Origin of the sequence: Lactococcus taiwanensis, from assembly GCF_014905395.1 — a bacterium.
Classification (GTDB): domain Bacteria; phylum Bacillota; class Bacilli; order Lactobacillales; family Streptococcaceae; genus Lactococcus; species Lactococcus taiwanensis.
On the sequence record NZ_BNDT01000003.1, the window covers coordinates 302373 to 327017 of the forward strand.

20 protein-coding genes and 1 riboswitch are annotated in these 24645 nt (G+C 34.9%); of the genes, 18 read left to right on the forward strand and 2 right to left on the reverse strand.

Annotated elements, in window-relative coordinates; translation table 11 throughout:
- Positions 1–3 precede the first annotated feature (3 nt).
- The 7 genes from dltB (at position 4) to JKP71_RS05590 (ending at position 8425) form a co-directional block, all read left to right on the forward strand.
- Entirely contained in the window at positions 4–1227 is a 1224-nt protein-coding gene (dltB, locus tag JKP71_RS05560) for a D-alanyl-lipoteichoic acid biosynthesis protein DltB (protein ID WP_200407317.1), read from the forward strand.
- Positions 1228–1269: 42 nt separating this feature from the next.
- Complete coding sequence (gene dltC / locus JKP71_RS05565) at positions 1270–1509, forward strand: D-alanine--poly(phosphoribitol) ligase subunit DltC (protein WP_075525687.1); 240 nt, start codon at positions 1270–1272, stop codon at positions 1507–1509.
- Positions 1499–2770, forward strand: a complete 1272-nt coding sequence (dltD, locus tag JKP71_RS05570) for a D-alanyl-lipoteichoic acid biosynthesis protein DltD (protein ID WP_200407318.1) — start codon at positions 1499–1501, stop codon at positions 2768–2770. The genes dltC and dltD overlap by 11 nt, the downstream gene beginning before the upstream one ends.
- Before the next feature lie 78 nt (positions 2771–2848).
- A riboswitch (M-box (ykoK) riboswitch) is annotated at positions 2849–3008 on the forward strand.
- A 253-nt stretch (positions 3009–3261) separates the two neighbouring features.
- The gene (mgtA, locus tag JKP71_RS05575; RefSeq protein WP_200407319.1) at positions 3262–5982 is read left to right on the forward strand and encodes a magnesium-translocating P-type ATPase; all 2721 of its coding nucleotides are present in this window, start codon (positions 3262–3264) and stop codon (positions 5980–5982) included.
- 92 nt (positions 5983–6074) lie between these two features.
- Positions 6075–6992, forward strand: coding sequence for a phosphoglycerate dehydrogenase (locus JKP71_RS05580; protein ID WP_200407320.1), 918 nt, complete (start codon positions 6075–6077; stop codon positions 6990–6992).
- Between the two features lie 80 nt (positions 6993–7072).
- On the forward strand, positions 7073–7738 hold the full coding sequence (locus tag JKP71_RS05585; RefSeq protein ID WP_200407342.1) for a metal-dependent transcriptional regulator: 666 nt from the start codon (positions 7073–7075) through the stop codon (positions 7736–7738).
- A gap of 72 nt (positions 7739–7810) precedes the next feature.
- Positions 7811–8425 carry a histidine phosphatase family protein gene (locus JKP71_RS05590; RefSeq protein ID WP_200407321.1) on the forward strand — a complete coding sequence of 205 codons (615 nt, stop codon included), beginning with the start codon at positions 7811–7813 and terminating at the stop codon, positions 8423–8425.
- Between the two features lie 75 nt (positions 8426–8500).
- On the opposite strand, the gene JKP71_RS05595 is transcribed toward JKP71_RS05590, so the two are convergent.
- Positions 8501–9400, reverse strand: a complete 900-nt coding sequence (locus JKP71_RS05595) for a WaaS/CpsH family glycosyltransferase (protein ID WP_200407322.1) — start codon at positions 9398–9400, stop codon at positions 8501–8503.
- 168 nt (positions 9401–9568) lie between these two features.
- Here JKP71_RS05595 and JKP71_RS05600 point away from each other — a divergent pair, with 168 nt between their 5' ends.
- Positions 9569–10264, forward strand: coding sequence for an N-acetylmannosamine-6-phosphate 2-epimerase (locus JKP71_RS05600; RefSeq protein ID WP_200407343.1), 696 nt, complete (start codon positions 9569–9571; stop codon positions 10262–10264).
- Between the two features lie 350 nt (positions 10265–10614).
- On the opposite strand, the gene JKP71_RS05605 is transcribed toward JKP71_RS05600, so the two are convergent.
- Entirely contained in the window at positions 10615–11970 is a 1356-nt protein-coding gene (locus JKP71_RS05605; RefSeq protein WP_200407323.1) for an MATE family efflux transporter, read from the reverse strand.
- Positions 11971–12174: 204 nt separating this feature from the next.
- Here JKP71_RS05605 and JKP71_RS05610 point away from each other — a divergent pair, with 204 nt between their 5' ends.
- From JKP71_RS05610 to JKP71_RS05655, 10 genes are all read left to right on the forward strand, one after another.
- Positions 12175–12594 carry a MarR family winged helix-turn-helix transcriptional regulator gene (locus tag JKP71_RS05610; RefSeq protein ID WP_075525679.1) on the forward strand — a complete coding sequence of 140 codons (420 nt, stop codon included), beginning with the start codon at positions 12175–12177 and terminating at the stop codon, positions 12592–12594.
- 99 nt (positions 12595–12693) lie between these two features.
- Positions 12694–13851, forward strand: a complete 1158-nt coding sequence (locus tag JKP71_RS05615) for a C39 family peptidase (RefSeq protein WP_234446110.1) — start codon at positions 12694–12696, stop codon at positions 13849–13851.
- Positions 13852–14993: 1142 nt separating this feature from the next.
- A complete protein-coding gene (locus JKP71_RS05620) occupies positions 14994–16730 on the forward strand; it encodes a BspA family leucine-rich repeat surface protein (protein ID WP_200407325.1) in 1737 nt (578 codons plus the stop codon).
- Positions 16731–17675: 945 nt separating this feature from the next.
- A complete protein-coding gene (locus JKP71_RS09575) occupies positions 17676–18830 on the forward strand; it encodes a hypothetical protein (RefSeq protein WP_234446111.1) in 1155 nt (384 codons plus the stop codon).
- Between the two features lie 783 nt (positions 18831–19613).
- Positions 19614–20489 (forward strand): LysR family transcriptional regulator, encoded by an 876-nt coding sequence (locus JKP71_RS05630; protein ID WP_200407326.1) that lies wholly within the window; start codon positions 19614–19616, stop codon positions 20487–20489.
- A 103-nt stretch (positions 20490–20592) separates the two neighbouring features.
- A complete protein-coding gene (locus JKP71_RS05635; RefSeq protein ID WP_200407327.1) occupies positions 20593–21921 on the forward strand; it encodes an MFS transporter in 1329 nt (442 codons plus the stop codon).
- Between the two features lies 1 nt (position 21922).
- The gene (locus JKP71_RS05640; protein ID WP_200407328.1) at positions 21923–22291 is read left to right on the forward strand and encodes a nuclear transport factor 2 family protein; all 369 of its coding nucleotides are present in this window, start codon (positions 21923–21925) and stop codon (positions 22289–22291) included.
- 23 nt (positions 22292–22314) lie between these two features.
- Positions 22315–23358: a zinc-dependent alcohol dehydrogenase family protein gene (locus JKP71_RS05645; RefSeq protein ID WP_200407329.1), complete on the forward strand. Its 1044-nt coding sequence runs from the start codon at positions 22315–22317 to the stop codon at positions 23356–23358.
- 1 nt (position 23359) lies between these two features.
- The gene (locus JKP71_RS05650) at positions 23360–23959 is read left to right on the forward strand and encodes an NAD(P)H-binding protein (protein ID WP_200407330.1); all 600 of its coding nucleotides are present in this window, start codon (positions 23360–23362) and stop codon (positions 23957–23959) included.
- Between the two features lie 111 nt (positions 23960–24070).
- Positions 24071–24430 (forward strand): hypothetical protein, encoded by a 360-nt coding sequence (locus tag JKP71_RS05655; protein ID WP_200407331.1) that lies wholly within the window; start codon positions 24071–24073, stop codon positions 24428–24430.
- The last annotated feature ends 215 nt before the right edge of the window (positions 24431–24645 follow it).

Consider the following 24645-nt stretch of genomic DNA (forward strand, 5'->3'; position numbering starts at 1 on the left):
AACATGCAACCATATTCAACTCCATTTTATTTTCTTATCCTTGGTTTAGCATTGATTCCTATTATTGTTGCTCATCTTTGGGGTAAAAAACTAATGTGGTATCAAGTATTATTTACCCTCATATTTCTTTATTTAACTTTTTCTGATACAAGAACCCTCTGGGCACTGATTAGTTTTGGGATATATCAAACACTTCTTATTAAACTTTATGAGTGGTACCGGATTAAGCAAAAGAAAAATCAAGATGTTATATTTTATTTCGCCATCCTTTTAACAATCCTACCTCTTGCTATTGTGAAAATCCATCCTTTGATTTATCCAATGCCGCATCCCCCTTCCCTCCTTGGATTTTTGGGAATTTCCTACATTAGTTTTAAAACAATAGCCATGATTATGGAAATGCGAGATGGTTTGATTAAAGCGGTCCCTATAAAGGAATTTTTGTATTTTCTTTATTTTTTCCCCACTATTTCATCTGGACCAATTGATCGCTTTCGTCGTTTTACAAAAGAACTTAGTGCCCCGCTTACCCAAGACAAATATCTCGATTTTTTAAATAAGGGAATAACTCGAATTTTTCAAGGGTTCCTTTATAAATTTATCATTGGGTACCTTATTGATACTTATTGGCTGCATGGTATTGCGATTTCAGCAACATTGCATCCTAACTTTTGGAATATGACCCAATCTATGTATGCTTATGGTCTGTATTTGTTTTTTGACTTTGCTGGCTACTCGCTTTTTGCTATTGGGGTCAGCAATTTAATGGGTTATGACCTCCCTCATAATTTCAACAAACCATTTTTAGCAAAAAATATCCATGATTTTTGGCAAAGATGGCACATGACCTTGAGCTTTTGGTTTCGTGACTTTGTTTTCATGCGCTTAGTTAAAACCTTTATGGTTAAAAAATGGTCAAAAAACATGATCACAATTTCTAATATTGGGTATCTGACCAATATGCTTATCATGGGATTTTGGCATGGTATTACCTGGTATTATGTACTCTACGGAATTTATCACGCGCTTCTCATGATTGGTTTCGATTCCTGGAAGCGTCTAAAAAAACGTAAAAATTGGCATATTCCAGATAATAAATGGACGACCTCAATCAGTATTTTTATTACTTTTAATCTTGTCATGTTGAGCTTTCTGATTTTCTCAGGAATCCCAAATTATGCGATTATGCATAGTTTAGACCCCCATTACCCACTTCCTAATTTTTAATTATTAGGATAAACATATCATTTCATCTATAAGGAGAAGAAAATGCAAGAACAAATTTTTGATATTATTGAATCAGTGTCAGGGACAGACGAATTTCGTGAAGATTTAAACATGGACCTCTTTGAAGAAGGGATTCTTGACTCAATGAAAGCAATTATGCTCATTGTGGAATTAGAAGGAACTTTTGATATCAGTCTTCCTCCATCAGAAATGGACCGTGAAGATTGGAATACAGCGTATAAGATTGTAGAACGCATTCAGGAAAAAATCGATGAAAATTAAATTTTTTAAAGCAGGAGCTCCATTGATTTTAGCTTTAATTTTAGTTGCTTCCTTAATATTTCTTCCTTTTAATATTGGGGGAAAGTATACTAAAAGAGAACTAACAGATTTTGCCCAATCACCATTGAATACCCCTAGTTTTACAGGATATTCTATAAAAAAACAAGCTTTTTCAGATCCAAGTTTCCTCCCTCTTTTAGGTTCATCAGAAATGGAACATGTCGATTCATTCCACCCGAGTGCCTATTTTTCAAAATATCCTGCTGGCTTTACACCTTACCTCGTAGGGCAACCAGGAACCACGACATTGACTCAATTTTTTTATGTGAATTCTGTTGCACATGAGCTAAAAAATCGTAAGATGGTTTTTATCATAAGTCCTCAATGGTTTTCTAAGTTAGGGATAGTTGAACCAGAGTTTAGAAATTTTGTTTCTAAAGGTGAAATTTATAGTTGGATGAAAACAGCTAATCCTAAATCAAGCACCACGACACAACTTGCTAAACATCTTTTACAGTTTAAATCATTGGAAGCAGAAGAGACAATTCACTCCGCACTTGAACGGCTAGCAGCTAAAAAATCACTGACGAGTTGGCAACGGTTATCAGTTAGCACCTCCCTTCAATTTTGGAAGAAAGAGGACATTCTATTTTCTAAATTATCTCAAGGAGTTGCGGGAAAAATTGGTTTATCTCAAAAAATAAAGACTTATGAAAAACACCTTCCAAAAAAACCAGAAAGACAGGCTTTAGATCAACTGGCCTACGACCAAGGTAAGGAAAATTCAAATAACAATCCTTTCCAGATTAACAACAACGTTTGGAATAAAAGAATCAAGTCTAAATATAAATCAATCGAAAATAAAAAAGTAAATGTTAGCTATTTATCTAGTCCGGAATATCTTGATTTTCAGCAACTTTTGAACCTCTTTGCAAAAAATCATAACGATATCTTGTTCCTTATACAGCCAGTTAACGGGACCTGGTCCAGTTATACGGGGGTATCGGAAGAGACACTGCAAGCCTTTAGCTCAAAGATTAAAACTCAATTACAAAATCAGGGGTTTAACCAGATTGCAGACTTTACCGATATGTACAATACGGAGTATGCTTCTGGAGATACTATTCACTTTGGACCAAGAGGTTGGTTGGCTGCTGATAGGGCTATTGAACAGTTTATGAAACAACCAGCCAAACAGCACTATAAGATTAATAACAAAAAATTTTTAACCTATAATTGGGCAGCAAATACAGCTTTCTAAAACTGAATCAAATAAAAAATTACAAAAAGAATTGACAAAAAAACGTTAAATAGATATAATAGTTTTGGTTATGGTTATCATAGCCATCGGTAGGTGAGGCTACCACAGGGATACGGGTTGCTGCCGCAGAGTCGTGGAGACACGATGAGAGGGCCAACAGTTCATGTCGAAAAACAAGGCATGAAATAGTGCAACAACATTGCCCTGTGGAGCTAAAGCTTGAACGATGACAGGAACTGGTTCGCTTTATCATGCAATCTTTTTGGAATTATTCCCTTGTCTACGTTCAAGCACGTAGGCAAGGTTTTTTTATACTTAAAGGAGGTGAAAACGGAATGGAAACTCAATGTAATAACAGCTCTGACCCTGATAGGCCGCAGCTAAATAACAAGGTCCAGAAAACAATTTCCGTTTTCATTACCTTAATTTAATGTAGCCCGAAAGGCTGGGGCTGTACATCTAGAAAAAAATAAAAAAAGAGGTACAGACCAATGAAGAAAATAAACAGAAAAGATTTTACAAGCACAGGAACTAGTCGTCAAGAAGAAGTTAATGCAAGATTAGTCAATGCAAAGAACGCAACAAAAGAAGAATTATTCAAAACTTACAACTCCTCTGATCGAGGAATTGAACATAACGAAGTTGAAGCTGCGCGTGAACGTTATGGCTCTAACAATATCACACAAGGTAAAAAGATATCTTTTATCAAAAGACTCTACGAGGCCTTTGTGAACCCTTTTACTGCAATTTTATTTGTTTTAGCCCTTGTGTCAGCTTTCACTGATATTATCTTAGCTGAACCCGGACAATCCGATCCAATGGCTTTAATCATCATTACAACGATGGTTTTAATATCAGGTGTCTTACGCTTTATTCAAGAAACGCGAAGTGGAAACGCTGCTGAAAATTTACTTAAGATGATTAAAACAACAACAAATATTCATCGAAAGGAAATAGGCAGTAAAGAACTCCCCATTGAAGAGGTCGTAGTCGGAGACATTATTCATTTATCAGCGGGAGATATGGTACCAGCAGATCTTCGGATACTGCAAGCCAAAGATTTATTTATAAGTCAGGCTTCACTTACAGGGGAGAGCGAGCCTGTTGAAAAATATAATGAAGTGCCTACGCAACAATATGATGCCCTAACAGAGGTACCTAATCTTGCTTTTATGGGGTCAAATGTAATTAGCGGAAGTGCATTTGGAATAGTTATTGCTGTTGGAGATGATACTATTTTTGGAGAGATGGCTCAAACCGTTACAGAGAAACCCGATAAAACTACATTTGAAAAAGGGGTTAATTCAGTTTCTTGGGTACTTATCCGTTTTATGCTAGTAATGGTGCCTATCGTCCTGTTCATTAACGGTTTTACAAAAGGAGATTGGATGGAAGCAAGTCTCTTTGCTTTAGCCGTAGCTGTTGGGCTTACGCCAGAGATGCTCCCTATGATTGTAACGACTTGCTTGGCTAAAGGTGCTGTAGCGATGTCAAAAGAAAAAACCATCATTAAGAATTTAAATTCAATCCAGAATCTTGGCTCTATGAATATTCTTTGTACAGATAAAACTGGTACACTCACCCAAGATAAAGTAGTATTAATGTATCATTTAAACATTGATGGAAAAGAAGATGCACGTGTATTGAAACATGCTTTTCTTAATAGTTATTATCAAACAGGTTTAAAAAATTTAATGGATTTGGCAATTATCCAAGCGACAGAGGATAAACAAGTTGAGTATCCTGAATTGTTAGAGTTGGAAAAGCAATATACAAAAGTAGATGAGATACCTTTTGATTTTGAACGACGCCGTATGAGTGTTGTCATCCAAGCGAATGCTGATAATAACTCAGAGACACAGTTGCTAACTAAAGGTGCTGTAGAAGAGATGCTCTCTATTTGTAGCCAAGTTGAATATGAGGGGAATATAGTCCCACTTAGTTCTGAAATGCGCACACATATCCTTTCTCAGGTTGAAAAGTTAAATGATGATGGAATGAGAGTTATTGCCTTAGCCAAAAAACTCAATCCATCTCCAATTAATACACTATCCATCAATGATGAATCGGATATGATTTTGATGGGTTATCTTTCATTTTTAGATCCTCCAAAAGAATCTACAGTAAAAGCTATTAAAGCTCTTAATAAGTATGGTGTTGAGGTGAAGATATTAACTGGAGATAACGATAGAGTTACACGTTCTGTTTGTAAACAAGTAGGTCTACCCGTAAATCGGATTGTTTTAGGGACAGACATAGATCAAATGAATGAACAACAATTAGAAAGTACCGCAAAAGAAGTGAGTGTTTTTGCCAAACTTTCACCTCAACAAAAATCTAGAATCGTTAGAGCACTTAGGAATAGCGGGAATAGTGTCGGTTATATGGGGGATGGAATTAATGATGCAGCAGCAATGAAAGCATCGGATGTTGGAATATCCGTCGATACTGCTGTTGATATTGCTAAGGAATCAGCAGATGTAATCTTACTTGAAAAAGATTTGATGGTGCTTGAAAAGGGGATTATCGAAGGGCGTAAGACATACGCTAACATGATAAAGTATATTAAAATGACAGCGAGTTCTAACTTTGGAAACATGTTTTCAGTTTTGGCAGCAAGTGCCTTTCTCCCTTTCATTCCAATGCTTTCGATTCATATTATTTTATTGAACCTGATCTATGATTTTTCCTGTACGGCTATCCCTTGGGATAATGTAGACGACGAGTATCTTGTTGTACCAAGAAAATGGGATGCTAGCTCCGTAAGTAAATTCATGCTTTGGATTGGACCTACAAGTTCAGTGTTTGATATTACAACTTACTTATTGATGTTTTTCGTCATATGTCCTGCTACATTTGGTGATTTTAGTACACTAACCCCTGGAAGCCCAGCATATTTAGGTTTCATTGCGCTCTTTCATACAGGATGGTTTGTGGAATCTATGTGGACGCAAACACTGGTTATCCATATGATCCGTACACCGAAAATTCCTTTTATACAAAGTCGTGCGTCAGCTTCGTTAACTTTGTTAACATTTTCGGGTATTGTTGGCCTCACTCTTATTCCATTCTCGCCATTTGGTACTTCTATCGGATTAACGCCACTTCCCATGGTTTTCTTCTTATGGTTGTTACTTACGGTAGTATTTTATATGTTGCTTGTAACTTTATTCAAAAAAATATTCATCAAAAGATATGGAGAATTACTCTAGAGTTAATCCATAAAAGAAAAAACACAGAAGTTTTATATTCTGTGTTTTTTTAATTATAATAAAGATATAAAAATTATGAAAGGTACAGTAATATGAAAAAACAAATTTTATTACCTCAGGAAATAGATGAGAATGCTAAATTGTTATTTTTAAGTTCAGGCTATGAATTGGTTAAGTGTTCTGATATTGAAGTTGAGACTTTACGGGAAAAAGGAAAACAAGCTATCGGAATTATTGTTTTTGGAGGTCATTTTGGAGCAGAACAAATGGATGTCCTACCACATCTCAAAGTAATTGGTCGTTTTGGTGTGGGTATTGATAACGTAGATAGTGCAGCAGCAAAAGCCCGTGGAATAAAAATTGTGAATACCCCAGCGGCAAACAGCCATTCAGTAGCAGATGCAGTTTTGATGAGTATCCTCATGTTAGCAAGAGAACCTATGGCTGCTGACTGTTTCGTAAAACGTAAACTATGGTCAAGAAATATTTCTCCTGATAAAGCTTTAAGAATGGGACAAGAACTACGTAATTTAACAGTTGGTATAGTTGGGTTAGGTACTATAGGCACAGAAGTGGCTACACGATGTTTGGCTTTTGGTATGCGCGTGATCAGTTATACTCCAAGTCAGAAAAAAATGCATCATGTAGAAAATGTTTCATTTGAAAAATTATTAGAAGAATCAGATTTTATAAGTCTAAACTGTGCTGGCAACTCCCAAACGTACCATTTAATAAATAAAGAAGCTCTATCAAGGATGAAAAACTCTGCTTATCTAATTAATTTTGCCCGCGGAAGTGTGATAGATACTACAGCTTTAGTGGAAGCTTTGCAAAAACAAAAAATTGCTGGTGCAGCTCTAGACGTTTTTGAAGAAGAGCCTCTGGATGAAAATGATCCATTACTTGGACTAGATAATGTGCTACTATTTCCCCACTTTGGATCTTCTACCAGCCAAGCAATTGAAAAAATATCAAAACAGTTAGCCAATAATATGATTAATTCTTTGTAAATTAAAAAATTTCTAATCGTTGAAAGCAGCCATTAGCTTATGTTATAATGAGCTAGATATTAAGACAAAGTGAGTATATGATGCTGGAACTATCTAAGAATGAGCAAGATTACCTTAAAACGATTTATAACTTGGAAAAAATAACTTCAACGACTACAAAAAGTGTCAGTATTAACGCAATTGCTAAAAAATTATCAGTTTCTTCTCCAAGTGCTACTGAAATGGTTAAGCGTTTGGTTGCAAAAAATCTGGTATTACATAAGCCATATTATGGTGTCTCGCTCACGGATTTAGGTATTTCTCAGGCAAGGTTTATCATAAAAAGCCATCGTGTATGGGAAACTTTTTTATTTGAAGAAGTGGGTTATAGTATGGATGAAGTACACCATGAAGCCGAAGATTTGGAACATGCCTCGTCGCCTCGCCTCATAGAGGCACTATATGCTTTGATGGATTATCCAGTAGCTGATCCGCATGGATCAGAAATCCCAGCAGAATTATTTTGGTCTGAAAATGAAATCGAACTCTCACTCGACCAAGCAATGGTAAATAAAAATTATCGAATTACTAAAATTGATACAGAAGCAAAAACGTTTTTTAAAAAAATGGAGTTAACTCTTCCGCAGTTTTTCAAGGTGATTGAGCGACTAGAAGATAAATCTTTAATCGTGCGAGAAAAGGCTGGAAAAATGCTGCTGATTCCGTTTTATATTCAGCCTAAACTATGGGTTAGCGAAAGAAAATGAACTTTTTGCATAGGATATATGTGTAGTAAAAGAGATATTAAGCAAAAGAAATAGCTGCTGCAAGGAGATATAGTGACACAATTTTATTTTGTTAGGCACGGTGAAACTAGAACCAATAGTGAAGGTAGATTTAATGGGGCTACTGTAGATACTCCCTTAACAACTGAGGGGATTGCAAAAACAATTCTTTTAGGTGAGAACTTAAAATCGGTAGAATTTTCAGAGGTTTATGCCTCACCTCTATCTCGGGCATTAGAAACAGCTCATCTTTTGATGGAGAATAATTCAAAGCCTAGAGAAATCATTATTAAAGAGGAACTAAGGGAGATGGACTTGGGTAGCTGGGATGGTACTATAGTTTCAACAAAGCAAAACCATCCACAATTTGATAATTATTTTCATCACCCAGAAATTTTTGATCCCTCTAGTATTGGTGGAGAAACATATACACATCTTATTCAGAGAGGTCAAAGAGTTTTACAGCAAATCTATAATAAAAACAAAAACAATAATGTTTTAATCGTTAGCCATGGAATTTTTCTAATGAGTGTGATGAAGTATCTTTTAGGAGAAAGTATTTCTGAAATAAGAAATACGCCGATGATTAGTAATTGCAGTTTAACTATTCTAGAAACAAGAAACGGGCAGATTTACAAAAAAATTCAGTGGAATAAAACTTTTGATTAAAGTTTACTTGCTGCTGAACTCCTAAAAAACGATTTGTAATTTACAAACCGTTTTTTTTTTTTTAGGTTTATAAAATTATTGTAAAGAGAGAAGGCTATCATGATATTCCTCCAACAGACTAAATCTAGTGGGTATAAAAAATCGTTGTATCCAGTTGTAAGGATTAAAAAAGTTAACTTGCTCTATGTCCAAATCGTAATAATCCTTTTTCATGAACTCAGGGAGTTTATCAATAGAATCAACCCCCAAAATAAAAATATTGTTTGGATGATAAAATTTGTAATGTTTAATAGCTTGATTTGTTGTGACTAATTTTTTCTTAAAAAAAAGTGATTCCATTGTTCTTAGAGTTAAACCCGTCTGATCCTTTTGCATAATTTCCAATATCCCTTTAGAAGAAACTAAAAAATTTAAAAACTGTTTATATGGAATATAACCTTTATTGTCATGTCCCTTATCTCCTTCAACAATAAAAAGATTAAGTGAAATTTCTCTTTTTTGACATTCTTCCATGATGAGCTGAGCGATTTTTGAGCGACCCTTATTATTACCACCAAAAAACAAATCATATTTAGGAGTTTTTTCTTCTAGGGTAATACAAGGTTTGTAAAAGGTTGAGTTATGAAAAATATTATGCTTTTTTGCTTCTATAGGATCAAAACTGTAGTACTCATCAATCAAATTTGAGTATCTCGAACGCTGAAGTAACCTTGCCCGAGACCCAGTGAGATGGTTCCAGAAGAAGAGAACAAGTTTAGCGTTTGTGTAATTTTTAACTATTTTAGGGTAATAAATTTGGAAGCCTGAATCTAGAAAAATTATGAGTTTATAATGTGATAACTTAAGTCTACCCAATGGACTATTAGTGAAGGTAATTAGATTTTTTCCTGAAATAACATCTGCTTCATCTAACGAGTCGAAAAAATAAAGGTGAGCATCTTTTGCTACAAGCAGTGCGTTTGAGAGTTTTTCCATTTGAAGACCTCCGATTCCATTAGAGTGATTAAACCTATTGTAGAATAAAATTTCTGAATATTCAAAAATGTTGTTTAAAAACTACAATTTATACGTTATAAATTTGACAAACATGAAAGCGCATGCTATATTGAAATGACTAACTTAATAAAAAAGGGAGTAATTTTAATGAAAAAAGAAGACTTTTTGGAACGAATCAAAGGTGGTATCATTGTATCCTGTCAAGCATTACCAGGTGAACCATTATATAGTGAGGTGGGAGGAATTATGCCTTTCCTTGCCAAGGCTGCGGCGGAGGCTGGAGCGGTTGGGATTCGAGCGAACTCTATAAGGGATATCACCGAAATCCAAAAAATGGTTGATTTACCTATCATAGGTATTATCAAAAGAGATTATTTGCCAGAAAAACCGTTTATTACACCAACCATGAGAGAAGTTGATGAGCTTGTAGCTATACAATGCGAAGTTATCGCTCTTGATTGTACTTTAAGAAATCGGCATGATGGACTTACAATTAACGAATTTATAAGAAAGATAAAGGAAAAATACCCTAACCAATTATTTATGGGAGATTGTGCTACTTTGGAAGAGGGTATAAATGCTTATCAAGCGGGAATAGACTTCGTAGGTACAACGCTGAGTGGTTATACAGATGAAAGTAAAGTGCAAAAAGGTCCTGATATCGAATTAATCAAAGCTTTGCTTAATGCACAAGTTCCTGTTATAGCTGAAGGAAGGATACAGACTCCAGAACAAGCAAAAGCAATAATGAATTTAGGCGTAGAGGCAGTGGTTATCGGTGGTGCAATAACACGCCCATTAGAGATTGCACAACGTTTTGTGAAAGCGGTCAAAACTTCTTAACATTTGAGACACTTTATTCCTAATTTCTGGAGCATCAAACGATGATTTGATCATGTCTACTTAAATAAGATTGTTCAAATTCAATATTTTTAGAACAAGTAAACATTTAAGGAAATGAGGCAAATATGAAAAAAAATAACCAAGCTGTTATCGAGAGCGTCATGATTCTTATCTTCGGTATCTTATTATTGTTGATACTGGGAGCAGTTGCTGATAAGTTATAGAGTTCCGTGAGGCTATATAATATCATAGTGAAAAGACCCTTAAAAATAAAGGTCCTTTTCATAGTAGAGGAATAAATAGCATAAATTACTTAATCACTTATAACATTTGTATAAGAATAATTTCCTTTATTCTCTTATTAACTCCCCATTGTGTAATTTTAATAAATAAGGGATAAGCATGATGAGACCTGCTACAAAGGCAATTCCTTCTGTTAGGGTCATTGACCAGATGAGGCCAGTTAATCCGTAAAAATGATGTAAGATAATGACGATTGGGATATAAAGAATCCCTTGGATAGTAGACATTACCCCAGTTTGCGCACCTAGACCAGAAGCTTCAAAAATTCCAGTAAATAATCCAGAAAAACCATTGAAGACAGATGAAACCAGTTGTGCGGCTAGTACGATTAAGCCCACTTTGATTACTGCACTATCATCAGTAAAGAGTTGCATGACAGGAACTCTAAAAAGATAGACAATTAAAGCAAAGAGAATAGAAATTCCGCCAATCCAAAGTGTTAACTCTTTAAGTGCTTCTTTTAATCGTTGAGTATTGTTTGAAGCAAAACTATAGGCAAAGAGTGGAATGGCCCCTAAAAAGAGTCCCATGGTCAAAAATTCAGGCAGTTGAGTGATTCTAAGGGCAATCCCAAAGCTAGCAAGAACATTATCACCATATTGAACAGAAAAATGATTTAACAAAAGTGTTGTGACAATCATAAATGCTGATTTGAAAACTTCTGCAATCCCAATTTTATAGATTTCAAATTGGTCTTTTAAACTGATTTTAAAATATTTTAAAAATCCTTTAAGCGATTCGCTTTTATTTTCTAAAAACCAGACATAATAAGCAGTAGAAGCTAGATTTGCGATCACCATTGAAAGTCCAGCCCCAATAACATGAAGATTTAAAACTAGGATAAAGAGGGCATCTAAGGCAATACTAGACGCAACCCCAACGAACATTCCATACATTGATTCTTTTGAAGCGCCTTCTGCACGAACTAATTGTTCCAGTCCATAGTTTAAAATCATACTAAAACCACCACCTAATAAAACTGCAGCATATTCTCTAGTATAAGTAAGAGTTGCGACGTCTGCTCCTAAAATATGAGCGATCGGACTTAAAAAGAAAAGAGAAACAAGTCCAATAAATAAACCAATGGTTAAACTCATATAGAAAGAATAACCAGCGATTTTCTTTCCTTTTTCTTTATCGCCAGAACCTAGCAGGCGAGTAATAAAGGTTCCACCTCCCACACCAAAAAGGTTTCCGATAGCCATGAAAACAATGGTTATTGTTAAACCTAGAGTGATTGTTGACATCATATTTGTGTCACGGACAAGACCGATGAAATAGGCATTGATTAAGTTATAGATTGTTGTAGCGGAAATTCCAATCATCATGGGAATTGATAAGTGAGCAATTGCTTTTCTGATAGGCGCTTCCTTAAGATCATAAGAGTTGGATTTTTTACTCATTTTTATTGTTCTTCTTTCTAATTACCTGACATAATATTAGAACTATAATAGTTAGAGTTCTAATTTACAATGGTTATAATAACTTAATATATGTTAAAAGTCAAACGTTAACTATTAGAAATCTAATTATTAGCTTTTGACAAATCAGTTAAATAAATTTATACTAAGGAGTAAGAACTAGTAAACTAAACAGTAGGAGTTGTCATGACTAACACAATCTATTCAAATTTAATTCGTTCTATCTCGCAAAAATCAATGGTAGCTTCTAACCAAGCGATGAAAGATTTAAAAATTAATCAGCAGCAAGCAAGGGTAATCGCCTATATTGCAGAGAATCAAGATAAGGGTTTGATTCAAAAAGATTTAGCAGAAGTCTTTCACAGGAGAGGTGCTAGTATTACCAGTATGCTCCAGGGATTAGAAAGAAATGGATATATTGAAAGACGAATACCTAAAGATAATGAACGACAAAAAAACCTCTATATTTTGCCGAAAGGACTGAGCATCGTTCAACAGATTAATCAGATTTTTGATAGATCAGAAAGTAATTTAATTAGCAGTCTAACAGAAAACGAAAGAGTTGAACTTTTAAGGATTCTAGAAAAAATAGACCAAAATTTGTAAATGCTTTAGAAAGTATAGTTGTTGAAATATCTCGTATAGAAATATGGAGAATAGATGAAAAAGAAAAGTTTAGTATTAGGAATATTAGTTAGTTTAGTAATGATCTTATCAATTGGAGTAGATGCTGATGAGATTGGTAGTGCTATAAATCTAGACGGGCAGAATATTATTTTAGAGGCACCCATTAAAGCAGGAAAAGATGAGGCAGAAACTACTGAAACTCCGAGTGAACCTTTATTATCTGGAAAATTTAGTCAGAGCTCTTCACGAGCATTAACACCAATAGGTTCTGTTGCTATGTATCGTATTTACAATGCAAGGAGTGGGGAACATTTTTATACTTCAAGTTCGTATGAACGAGATTCACTAAGAAAAGTTGGGTGGAATTATGAAGGTGTAGGTTGGCAAGCCCCTACAACAGGAACCCCCGTTTATCGTCTCTATAATCCTAATAATGGGGAGCATTTCTATACTGTGAGCTCATATGAAAGAGATAATTTAAAACGAATTAAATGGCGTTATGAAGGGATAGGGTGGTATTCATATGTTGGGGTTAGAAAAATACCAGTTTATAGAATGTACAATCCTAATAGTGGCTGGCACCATTATACTTTAAGTTCATATGAGCGTGATTCACTTAGACAGATGGGATGGCGTTACGAAGGGATAAGTTGGTCAGCCGTCGGGCAAGGTCAACCAAGCTATGAGGATTATCGTCTATTAGGAGTGAACAATTATAATCAATATGTATTAGGTGCCCCTAGCGGGTGTGAAGGAGCTTCTCTTTTACAAGCCCTACAATATAAAGGTAAGCTTATAAATTGGGGGTTAATACAATTTTTGAAGACGATACCTAAATCTCCAGATGGTAACCCTAATAACGGTTTTGTAGGAAGTCCCTTTATAGAAAGTAGCAGTGTTTATTCTGCTATATATCCAGCTCCTCTTACAGCCTGGGCAAAGAAATATGGGAATGTCCAAAATATTTCAGGAAGTTCAGTATCCTCCTTAGTCAATCAGATAAAGATTGGAAATCCCGTTATTACCTGGGTAACAATCAATTTTCAACCAGTTCGTTGGGGAGCATGGCCGTTTGGAGCAGCTGTTAATAATAATCATGCTGTTACGCTAGATGGATATAACAAATCGAGTAATCAGGTACATGTTTCTGATCCGATCAGTGGTTCATATTGGTTAAGTAAAACGACTTTTGAAACCATCTACAATGCCCGTAAATATGCGGTTGTAGTAAAATAACTAATTATACTGAATTAGTTTAAAACAAATAAATACCCTGCAGGAGTGATGTATTGCAGGGTATTTATTTTACGGATATGGTTAGTTTTATAAATAGTCAGAAGTAAGTATTAAACATTCGGGTGTATTATACGGGCTTAATACTTAATCGGAGTCTGGATTTTTAAAAAATTTTATAATACTTAATACAAACCATCCAAAAGAATTGTCCTTTTGTCCCAATAATCGAAAATTTAATTAATTATGACTTTAAAAGTATACGAATAGTTTTGATCCAAAAACAGAACCTATAGCTTTAGCTTTCACTGCTGTGAGGCGTCGATATTGGGGGCATACACATCGTCTTGCAGAAACTCATCTGAGTAAAAAAATAATGTATTTAGGATTTTATACGATTCATTCGCAGTTAGTCAATCTATGAATAACATACGATTAATGGATTGCGAGATATTTTTTTGCTATAATTATAAACTGGAGTTTAAGAACGGTAGTCTAATCGGAGACGGTCCTCACGAGTATTAAAGGGCCAGTGGTCACTAATCATAAAAAATTTTTGAATATTTATCAGGCTTTGATCTTCATAATTATTTTTACAATTGAGTAATTTTATAATTCCGCCCTAGTAAACTTTATGCTGTTCGTACAATATATGTAAAAATTTAATTTTTAGCTCTTGAATATAAATTATCGTGTCCTATCATATTTTAAGTTGTTGTTTTTCCAATTTCATCTGAGCTTCCACTCGTAATATGTAGAAAAGAAATGAAGTTTTAAATATTTATCGTTTTTTATCCAATGACAAATTGCTACAATAATCCAATCATACTAACATAGCTGAATTTTACCATATAAACGAATAAATTAATTGATATATGCTTAAAATATTTTTTGAAGGAGTAGAGAATATGCAAGTTTTAAGAAAGAAAGTCTCCACGTGTATTTAAATAGATCAGGAAGCTAAGCACCCCATAGATTGGTGAACATATCTTAATGGAGATTTTTAATAACCAGAAATAATTTAACAACCAAACTAATAGAACAGTGATCAGAAGTAGTGGTCATCGCTCCTAATAATGAAAGTGATAAGAAAATGTTTACCACGGTTTCGAAAAGAATATCGAGGTAACTAAGAATATATATATATGAAAAAACAAGTAGCGCTCGCTGTACTAGGAGTTATTCTTTTCCCTAGTGCAGCTCCAGTAGTTGCGGGAACTAATCCTGTGGCTTTAAATCAAGGTTTAATTACAAAATACTTAGTGAGTAATGATAGCCTATCTTCTCGAACCAGTGCTACTCCAGCCATTTATGATAGGACGTCAAGTGGTTCGAATGATTATGAAAATCAAGAGCAAAAAACAAAAATCATCACTCCGACTGCGATTCAAACCAAAGGTGTTATAAATAATGTTAAAGGAGAAGTTACTGAATACGATTGGATCGCTTCTGGTACTTTTGGTACTTCGCCTTGGCGATTAGATACTGATGGAGTGTTGCACCTTCAAAGTGGAAAGTTTAGTTATAACAGTAATAAGGGAAGCATGCTCTCTCCTTGGAACGAATACGAAGATAAAATTAAGAAAATTACATTTGAAGGACTAGTAACAGCTTACTCAGACTCATCATATTTATTTGCAGATTTAGGAAGCTTGGTTCAAATTAATAATTTAAATTTACTTGACACCTCTCAAGTTACTAACATGTCAGGCATGTTTTTTTATCAGAGGACTAATAGTCATTTAATAGGCTTAGATTTGTCAAATTTTGATACTTCCAACGTTACAAACATGAGTAGCATGTTTTCTAAAGTAGAACTAGCTAATTTAGACCTATCAAACTTTGATACTTCCAACGTTACGAATATGAATAGCATGTTCTCGGGTGCAAGATTAGGCAGCTTGGATATATCAAGTTTTAGTACATCCAAAGTTATAGACATGAGCAGTATGTTTTCTAATATAGAACTAAACAGCTTAGATCTATCAAATTTTGATACAACTAATGTTACGGACATGAGTAGTATGTTTTCTGGTTCGAGACTAAGCAGCTTGGATGTATCAAATTTTAATACTTCAAAAGTTACTAATATGTCAGGCATGTTTATGAACAGTTCTGACAGTGATTTATCAGGATTAAAAGAGATAGATTTGTCAAGTTTTGATACCTCTAACGTTACTGTTATGTCTCGGATGTTTTTTAATTGTGGAGGACTAACAGGCTTAGATTTATCGACCTTTAATACCAGAAGAGTACAGAGTATGAAGGATATGTTCTCTTTTATCCCCCGTTATTTAAAAAAATTAACATTAGGACCTGATTTCATTTTTGGTAGTGGCGCAGGTTTGCAAGATATTACACGCTATACTCCTACAGGTAAATGGCAAAATGTAGGGACTGGTACAGAGAGCTCTCCTAATGGTAAAAACATTTGGTCATCTGGTGACTTAATGACCAATTTTGATGGATCGAATGATGCTGATACTTATGTGTGGCAACCTAGTATGGGTAAGGCTGCTGATGTAACTATAAAATATATAAATGCGGATGGTTATGAGATTCATAGACCTCAAATCATTAGCGGGGATTTAGGAAAAACTTACGACGCTTCAGGAGATACTTATAAATTATCGATTGATGGATATACTTTGGATAGTACAAAACTTCCAGATAATGCAACTGGAGCACTAAGTGATACAGCTCAAATTATAACGTACAGATATGAAAAGAATAAGATGACTCCTTCTCCGGCGAAGCCTCAGAAAGGAGACGATAAAAGCAAACCCTTCATTGCTCTAGCTTCTGGAGCACTATTAACGTTATCTGTTAGTTCTTCAGCAATTATAATAAAAAAAAGAAAAGGTATTCGAGATGAAAAATAGCATTTAATGCATCTGAAATAATTCTATGTTACCGGAAATTGAGAAATTAAAAAAATTAGCAGTCTCGAAAGAGGCTGCTTTATTATGTTAAGAAGTAAGGGGTTGAACAGGCATAGATGAGAGTTAAAGGTTTAATCTTTCCTCAATATTTGACGTTATAGAATATATACAAATTTATTAAAAAAATATATTGAACGAGTTGAGAACCCTTTTATTTTATAATCACTGTTTTGATTCTAGCAAGGCGCTTAAGGAAGTATGTATACTTCAAATATCGCAGAAAGTAAGTTAAATTGTTATATACTCTATAAAGATTTACTTAAAAAATTTATTGTGATTTAGCTCTATCGCTTACAATACAGGAGTTGTGTATTATAAAATACATCTATCTACCCTAAATTTGATAATGGGGGTGGCGTACAAATATAAAGGGGATGATTATGAAAAAAACATTAAAACAGAACATATTGTCACGAGTGCTCGTTTGTTCTACCTTTAGTTTCTCTATTTCTTGGTCAGAAAGGTTATGTTTGGCAATATACATATCCATGTATCATCTCATAAGTTATCCAGCTTATAGGAGGGTAACTAAACTGCTTCAATAATAGATTAAGACGGCGCGTGAGTGCATCAGGAGAGATAAGCTTACCTTTCGGAGTCAGAAGGTTTATCGGAAAAAGGAAAATATGTCATGACGATCATTCACAAAGATTGGAAAAGGCAAATAAAACTTTTAAGCTTTATTTAATTAACATGAAATTTATGATAAAATAATATTGTAAAACCTCATACGTGACAAATAGAGTAAGGAGTGAAAAATGCATGATGAAGGAACCTCTGTGGGATTAGCAATCTTCTTAACGTTTAGTGCTTTCTTGATTATATGGTTTGTGATTAAATTTGGTAATGTTATTATTCAAATTAACTTAAAAAGGAGTAATACTTATGAAAATGAAAAATTTATTGATGGTTGTTGGTGCAGCTGCTACATTCGGAGCTGTTTCAATAATCACGACACAGGTTCATGCAGACACTAGCGTCCCAGTTTATCGTTTATATAACAAGAATACTGGTGAACATTTCTACACAAAAAATTCGGCTGAACGAGCCAATCTAAATCGTGTAGGATGGCGAGATGAAGGGTTGGGTTGGAATTCTGCAACTTCCGGAAAAGCTGTCTACCGTGTTTATAATCCAAACGCACGTGGAGGAGATCACTACTACACCTTGAGCAAATACGAAGCTCAAAGTCTTGTCAGTAAAGGATGGCGTTGGGACAATGGAGGAAAAGCTGCTTTCTACTCAGGCGGAAGTACTAACCTCTATGTAGCCTACAATCCAAACGCTCAATCTGGTTCACATAATTATACGACCAACACCTATGAACAAAACAGCTTACTAAATGTGGGTTGGAAGTATGGGGCTGTCGCTTGGAAAACAATGGGAACCCCAGCAGCTACCGCAGCTCCAAAGAAAGTGGATATTAATGTTACAGGTGTCGGAGGATCAGAACAAAGTGTCCCCGGTTCTTATCGTCTTCTTTATTCAAATAAAGCTTTTGATAACAAGAACTTATCAACTCCAGCAGCTATTGAGTTTTCTGCGGACGTATCATTATCTGGGGGAAGTAGTGATTATGAAAATCAATTTGTAATTGCTGGCAATTCAGGAAGTACAAGTGGTCAAATTGGAGTGGAACTACATTATCAAGCAGGAAATGATAGCAACTTTGCACAAGGTAGAATTAATGTAACGACCATAAACTTTCCTGCAGGAGCTGGAACTTCAGGTCAACAATTCTATTCCGTTAAAACAAATGCCCCACGCATTGCTAATAGTCAAAGTGTGAAGTTACAAGTTAAATATTTTACATCTGGTTACATGCAAACTTTTGTTAATGGGACCTTAGTGGGTCAATATAAGTCTAAACTGGTACCTGGTGGGAATGCGTATATTCTTCATGACTATACGAATGCAAAATCTACAATTAAAAATATTCAAGTCAAAAAGAATGGTAAAATTGTTAATCCGGTTACACAAGGAAGTAGTCCTTTGACTAGCCAAACTTTTACTAATAAAACGTTAGTAGCAGCATATTAAGGTGTCGTTATCTGTTTGTTTGGAGCAAATCTGCTGGCTTAGCAGATTTAGCAGATAGAGTTGGCGTCAGTGAAGCTATCGCCATTTACATAGCAAGTTTATATGCTAGAATAGAATAGGCCACTAAGTGTTCCAATATTTAAAAGCTAACTAATTACAAAATAAGTATAGAATTGTTCCTAAAAGGAGCAGTTTTTTTGATGTAAAAATTATAAAATATTTGAGGACTAGGTAAATGAAAAGGTATTTAAGGCATTTGAGAAGAAGGCATCCTAAAGGTTATTGGATGGAGCTTTGTTTAAGTGTAATTATAGGAGTCAGTTTTATTGTAGCAGTCCTCATCTAAAACTGTATTTGAACCAAACTTATTCTCAATTTACTGTATGGCTTTAAGTATGGCCAATTTCTTTTCTTCTGGATCATTCATTTTGATGGAACTCAGTTCATAAGATGTTCCAGCTAATTCTATTGTTGGAGGAGTTCCTGCAAAAATAATAAGGAAAATACTTTAAAGATAAAAAATTCAGAGAATAAATACTTCACTTGAGTTTTTTTATTTTATGCTAAGCATGCCGAGTGCAGGAGCGTTAGGTTGCTTTCTAAGTTAAACATAAGTGTCCGAAGGCTTTATAAACGCTCCCTATTTTTGAATGATAGTACTTTTTTAAATACAATTTCAATAAGGATAATGGTGATAATTTTAAAATGTTATAATATATTGTAGTAATAGGTATAGTTTTCACCAAATTAATTAAGAAAAACAATGAGGAATTAAATCATATAATGGAATTACGTGTATTAAGATATTTTTGGACAGTTGCAACGGTTGGTACGGTTTCTGCGGCGGCGGAAAAGTTATTCATTACTCAACCCACCCTGTCACGTCAGATTAAAGATTTAGAATTAGAACTTGATACGCAACTTTTTATTCGAGATGGAAAACATTTAGTACTTACTGAGGATGGACAGTTTTTAAAAATTAAAGCTGAAGAAATCTTACAATTGGCGAGCAATACGGAAAAAGTATTTAGTGATCGTAAAAAAGAGGAATTAACGGGTCATTTAACAATTGGTGCTCTAGAAGGGCTAACCACAGTAAAAATTGCTCAAACTCTGCAAAATTTGACTAATATTTACCCTAACTTTACTTTTACCATTCTTTCGGGTAATGCTGATGATATCAAGTATAAACTAGACAATGGTCTTGTCGACATTGCATTTTTAATAGAGCCTGCTTCAACAGAAAAGTACAATGTGGAACGCCTTGATGTTGTGGAACAATGGGTTTTACTCACGCATGAAGACTCAGAGCTTGCGGAATTAGAGTATATTACTCCTGAAATTCTGAGAAAACAGCGTCTAATTATCTCAGAACGTTCAGAAGTGAGAGAATACTTTGCAGATTGGATGGGGAGTAAGGTGACTGACTTGAATATTGTAGGTGGTTTTAATCTTGGCTTTCATATTTTTGAAATGTCTCGTGCAGGCATAGGTGAAGTAGTCGTAACTGAAGGAGCGCTCATTCGTAATTATCCTGATTTAAAAACTATTCCACTAAGACCAGAAGTATATACACACTCGTTATTAGTATGGAAAAAGAACATACCATTAACTCCAGCCACAAAAGCTTTTATCAAGGAATATTTAAAAGAAGAATAGCTCTTATGCTTAAAAAGCATATACACTATTTTAAAAAGCATTTCACAGAGAAATGCTTTTTTTTTATAATAATTTCATAAATAAAAAATGAAACGAGGAAAGAATGAAAAATAAAAAATTTGGTATTGTACTCTTTATTATTCTCTTTAGCTATTTCTTAATTTTGATGGATAATAGTATTATCTTTACCGGAACGGTAAAAATTGCTTCAGAGTTACATTTAAATGAATCAGAACTCTCTTGGGTATCTAATGCTTATACAATCACTTTTGGAGGCTTCCTACTATTGGCGGGGCGCTTGGGAGATTTTGTTGGTAGAAAGAGAATTTTCCTTGCTGGTTTAGTTATTTTTGGTTTGAGTTCTCTTGCAGTAGGTCTGTCACAGAATCCAATGCAAATTATTAGTTTTCGTGCAATTCAAGGAGTAGGATCAGCAATCCTCGCACCAACTTCTTTAGCAATTTTGATGGATAATTATCAAGGAGAGATGCGCATGAAAGCAATATCCTATTATGGGGCAACAGCTGGGATTGGTTCATCAGTTGGTCTTCTCCTTGGTGGATGGTTAACAAGTGCTTTCAGTTGGCGTATGGGATTTTTAATTAATGTACCTTTTACGATATTCTTAATTATGCTGACTGTATTTAAAATTTTTGATAAAAATGAGCCACAAACTACTAAAATTGATTTTCTAGGTGCTTTTTTCTCAGTCATATTCGCTTTGCTTTTCGTTTACGGTATAACAGTAAGTAACATGTTATTGATTATTTTATCTGCTTTAATCCTTGTACTCTTTATTGTTTGGGAACATTCTCAAACCTCTCCAATTATGCCCTTGGCTTTATTTACAAATCGTATTCGTTCGGGAGCCTATATTGCACGGTTTACGTTTATGATGGCAATGTTAACTTATTGGTTCATTCTCCCGCAAATCATGCAAAATCATTATGGTTTTACCCCTTTTCAAGCAGGTATGGGCTTCTTACCACTGACAATTGTTAATTTTATTGCGGCTCTTTATCTACCACGTCTGACTGTGAAACTTGGTAATAACAAAGTTATGATTCTTGGACAAGGGATTTTACTTGTAGGGATGTTGCTTTCGGCAATTATTGATCCAAGAAATGGTTATTTGCTTACAATCGGTTTACCTATGATTCTTGTGGGAATTGGACAAGGTTGGTTGTTGGCACCTTTGACGTCTGCAGGCGTAGAGGGGGTATCCTCAGAATTGTCAGGAGCAGCAAGTGGTATGACAAATACGGTACATCAAATTGGCGGGCCTGTAGGACTTTCAATTGTTGTTCTCTTCACATCAAATGTATTAGGAAACTGGTTATCTTATTACCACATGGTAATGGGGTTTGTTGTTGCATTTAATGCTTTGGGCTTAGGAGTATTATTGTTTACTAATTTAGGAAGGAAAAGATAAAATGGAAGATGCAGAAAAAATTATTATCCTTTATAAGGATTTAAATGATTGGATGGTCAGTAAACAGACAGCAAGATTAGGTCGACTTTTTACAGAAGAGGCCTATTTAAAACATATGACAGGTTACATCCAACCAATTACAGAGTGGTTGGAGCAGATTGATTTTGGTGAGATAAAGTTTTTTGAATCAACAGAAGAAAATGTTAAAGTATTGGAAATAAATAATCACTCAGCAAAGTTACTTGGTAAAAACCAGGTCAAAGCTCAAGTTTGGGGGAGCATGTGGTCGGGTGGACTTCAACAAATTTATCACTTCGTAAAAATAAATGATGTTTGGAGAATTACAGGTTCAGAAGCCAGTAGTTATTAAAAAAAGAAAGAAGAGAAAAAATTATGAAAGCAGCTTATTTTGTTAAACCTGGGAAAATGGAAGTTCGCGAATTTGAATCTCCCACTATTGAAAAGACAACGGACGCAATTATTCGAATTGTTCGTGCTTGTGTTTGTGGTTCTGATCTTTGGTGGTATCGGGGGATTTCTGCACGTCCATCAGGCGTTGTCGGACATGAGGCGATTGGTGTGATAGAAGAAGTTGGAGCGGAGGTTAAAAACTTCAAAACTGGTGATTTTGTTATTGTACCTTTCACTCATGGTTGTGGAACGTGCAAAGTTTGTCTTGCAGGATTTGAAGCAAATTGCCCAAATGCAACGGAAGGTGTTAATGGTGGATATCAAGGTGAAATTTATCGTGCAATTAATGCAGATGGTGCTCTTGTTAAAATTCCAGGACAACCTTCAGACTATACTGATGAACAATTAGCTTCTCTTACAACTCTTGCAGATGTGATGCCAACAGGATATCATGCTGCATTTAGTGCGAATGTAAAAGAGGGAGATATCGTTGTTGTATTTGGTGATGGAGCAGTTGGACTTTGTGCTATAATTGCAGCAAAATTACGTGGAGCTTCACAAATTATTGCTATGTCACGTCATGAGAAAAATGCGACACTTGCTCGTGAATTTGGAGCAACAGCTGTTTTAGCAGAACGGGGGAAGGAAGCTATTGAGAAGCTCTTAGAACTAACAGGTGGTGTCGGGGTCGATGTAGCTCTTGAGTGTGTTGGGACAAAAGAATCAATTGAGTCTGCCTTTCAAGTTGTTCGTGCGGGAGGTCATATTGGTCGTGTTGGTGTCCCTCATGATGTAGATTATAATGAATGGATTGATTCACTCTTCTGGAAAAATATCACACTTGTAGGGGGTGTTGCTTCTGTTACTACACATGACAAAGCTTTATTATTGGATAAGGTGTTGGATGGTAGTATCAATCCAGGTAAAGTTTTTACAGCAGAATTTAGTTTAGATGAGATTCAAGCTGCATACGAAGCGATGGACAAACGTACAGCAATTAAATCACTATTAAAGATTGGAGAATAAAATGGCAAATGTCTTAATTATTGGAGCAACTGGTTCACTTGGACGCGAACTTCGAAAAGAATTAAAAACGACGAATCATAAACTAACACTCTTTTCTCGGTCTGTTGGACGTTTGCAAAACTTGACCTCCAATGAGCTAGCTATAGAAGGCTCAGTGATGAATCCGATTGACTTAGTAAATATTCTAGATGGACAAGATATTGTTTTTGCGGCACTATCTGGTAATTTAACAAAAATGGCTGAAGATTTGACTGCAGCAATGGAAGAATCTAGTGTTAGACGTTTGATTTTTATCAGCTCGATGGGTATTTATGATGAAATACCAGCTTCTGTTGGAGTTGGAGGCAATTTAAGAAATAATCCTGCCTTGAAAGATTATCGGAAAGCAGCAGATATTATAGAAAAATCACAACTTGACTACACGATTATACGTCCGGGTTGGTTTGACAACGGGACAAATAACTATGAAATTACGTATAAGGGAGAGGAATTTGGTGGGCATGATGTCTCTCGTGGAGCGATTGCGAAGCTAATTCATCAGATGATTGACGATCCAAATCTATACGTAAATGAAAGTATCGGTATTAATCGACCAGAATAAAAATTTAGTGACATGATTATTCTCCTAATTGATCGGGTCTTAGACTAGCAAAATGATGAGAATATTTTCAAATAAAAAACTGCATATACAAGAATATACAGTTTTTTATATATGATATGCACAGTAAATCTATCATTAAGTATTGACACTAGTATTAATGTCGATATTGATACCGGTATTACCCATCAGTATTGGTATGAGGAAGATGCTAAAGCAACAGTTTTAATGCTTAAAGCCATGAAAGAAAAATCTGAAAAAGCCAGCAATGAGATGTCAGATTTAACTAAAGAATTAATAGAAAATGGTGCTGTTAATCAGTGGGCTAAAAAACCTATTTATTACTTTGTTAAAGGCCTGAGAAAAGTAGCTTTAGTCATTGATGAAGGGGGAGATTTTAAAGTTTCTAAAAAATATCCTGCTACCTCGGACAAAGATCAAGCATACCTTAAAGCTTTAGGGATTAAATCTTAAATAACCTTGATAGATAGGGCTGTTATAGTCCTATTTATTTTAAAATGACGGTCTTATCAGATGTAAGGCAACACGCTTTATAAAGCATTCTGTAAAGGCTGTGATTATGTTAAAATAGAGGTACTATGACAGAAGAATTAAAAGCAAATCGTAAGTGGGAAGCAAAAAACCCTGACAAAACTAAGCATGATACTGCTCGAAGACAGGCCCGTAGA